The organism is Holdemanella sp. (assembly GCF_056804935.1).
Map to the genome: position 1 here is coordinate 1 of NZ_DBMEXE010000167.1, position 1,824 is coordinate 1,824.

General features: G+C 32.7%; 2 protein-coding genes. One reads left to right on the top strand and one right to left on the bottom strand.

The window, feature by feature from the left end:
• Nucleotides 1–416: 416 nt before the first annotated feature.
• Nucleotides 417–1,127, top strand: coding sequence for a peroxide stress protein YaaA (gene yaaA, locus ACZQCL_RS07495; RefSeq protein ID WP_419006165.1), 711 nt, complete (start codon nt 417–419; stop codon nt 1,125–1,127).
• Here the strand turns inward: yaaA and ACZQCL_RS07500 are convergent.
• Nucleotides 1,122–1,824: Gfo/Idh/MocA family protein (locus ACZQCL_RS07500; protein ID WP_482482544.1), on the bottom strand; the 703-nt coding region annotated here is incomplete at its 5' end. The genes yaaA and ACZQCL_RS07500 overlap by 6 nt on opposite strands.

Genomic DNA, 1,824 nt, shown 5'->3' on the forward strand with positions numbered 1-1,824 from the left:
AGAATTTTTTTACTACTTATAAAACGACCCTATAAAAATTTAAGGACTATGTTCGACCCTACAAGAATTTAAATATCCCAAAAAAGAGGTATCGCAAAGATATCTCTTTTTTCTATTCACTTAATACATAAGCCAATGTTAGACGTGCACAATCCTCAATAGCTTGAACACTCGTTCTTTCATAGCCATGCGAATTCATACAACCAACCCAAATACAGCAGGCATAATATTGTTTCCAGCACGAATCGCCGCTGTAGCATCTGAGCCAAAATGATAATATGTATCTACTCAATAATTAATATTATTCGCTTTTGCCAATCGGTGTATTGATCAATTCCTCTAAATTCTTTAACATTTCTTCGGTTTTCACCATAATCTTCACTTTCTTTTCTTGACACCTATTATACAATATTATTATGAAAATAATTATCTCACCCGCTAAGAAAATGAAAATGATCGATGATATCAACATAGAGTGTACAACACCCATGTTCTTATCCAAGACAACTGAACTTTTAAATCATATTCAAAGTTTAGAGTATTCAGAATTAAAATCTTATTTAAAATGTTCAGACACAATTGCCCAGACTACATATGATCAATTCCAAAATATGAGTCTAAATAAAAATACAACACCAGCCATACTAAGCTATTCTGGCATACAATATCAATATATGGCACCCCATGTATTTACAGATGATCAAATCAAATATATTCAAGAACATCTTTACATTATTTCTGGATTTTATGGTCTTTTAAAACCACTGGATGCGATCACACCCTATCGTTTAGAAATGCAGACAAAATGCCCATTCTCTTTGTATGACTTTTGGAAAGACGATCTTTCTAATCAAATAGATGAACCCATTTTAAATCTGGCAAGTGAAGAATATGCCAAAACCATTCGAAAATATAAACCATTGATTGATGTTCGTTTTGTCGAAGAAAACGGAAAAGAAAAAGGTGTTTATGCCAAGATGGCAAGAGGAGCCATGGTTCGCTATCTTGCCGAAAATCAGATTGAAAACATCAAAGATATTACTCAATTTTCAGATTTAGGATACACTTTTGATGCGAGTCAAAGTACTGAAAAAAATTATATTTTCAAAAAAAAGCTATCATCATGATAGCTTTTCTAATAGTTCTACAACCATTTGGGTTTGTTCCTTATACATTGTATAAGCTTCTTCATCCTTATTTAGAATGATATCCATAAAGTCCTGACACTCATACAACATGTGATTTGGTTGTTCAATACTGATTTTTTCTTTTGTGTCCGCTGCCTTTTTGCCAATCTGATCTTTTTTCGGCATATCAAAATAAACATCTTTACATACACCACTGCTCGCACCAGAGACAATAATCGTTCCTTGATCCCCTTGTACATATACTGCATAAGGACTTGAACAATCTTTAGCACCAGTACAAGTTGCGATAAAATCGGGATACTGCATAATAATAATTCCACTTGTATCGATGCCGTTGTATCCAACATTTTTAAAATAATGAACCTCATTCGGCTTACCAAACATTCCCGTCACAAAATGTAAATTATATACATTGATATCCATTAAAGCTCCACCATTGAAGGCTGGATCAAAGGCATTTGTTTGAACACGATCTTTATACTTTTGATACTTCGATGAATATTGTGAGAAATTACACTGAACCATCTTGATATCTCCGCAATTCGACAAATTTTCTTTAATAATTTTATAATTTGGCAAATGCACATTTGTGATGGCTTCAAAAATATAGACACCCTTTTTTTCAGCTATTTCAAATAGTTCATTACACTCTTTTAAAGTTGGCGTAAATGGTTTT